The 549-nt window shown below is 63.2% G+C and carries 1 protein-coding gene; it reads right to left on the reverse strand.

The window, feature by feature from the left end:
* Nucleotides 1–549: 2-oxo acid dehydrogenase subunit E2 (locus tag AC04SF_RS37460; protein WP_488481883.1), on the reverse strand; the 549-nt coding region annotated here is incomplete at both ends.

A 549-nucleotide genomic window follows, 5' to 3' on the forward strand; every position in this document is an offset into this window, starting at 1 on the left:
AGCGTCTTTTCGTCCGCATGCCGGATGATCGGCGTGATCAGGCCACCGGGGATCGACACGGCAACACCGACATCGGCATGCTTGTGCTTGACCATGGCGCTTTCGGTCCACGAGGCATTGGCATCCGGCACCGCCTTCAATGCCAGTGCCATCGCCTTGATGACCATGTCGTTGACCGACAGCTTGTAGGCGGGAGCCTCGCCCTTGTCGGTCTTTTTCATCGGTGCTGCGGCATTGATCTGCGTGCGCAGTGCCAGCAAGGCATCGAGTTCGCAGTCGAGCGTGAGATAAAAATGCGGGATGGTGGATTTGGCCTCGACCAGGCGCCGCGCAATGGTCTTGCGCATATTGTCATGCGGGACAAGTTCGTAGGAGCCCTGCTCGAACAGCTTCAGCACCTGATCGTCCGACATCGGCTTCACTGCCGGAGCGGAGGCGGCAACCGGCGCGGCAGCCGGAGCCTTGGCCGCGGGTGCTGCCTTGGCGCCGCCGCCGGCAATCGCGGCATCGACATCAGCCTTCACCACACGGCCATGCGGGCCGGTGCCG

It is taken from the genome of Mesorhizobium sp. CNPSo 4671 (assembly GCF_057784245.1).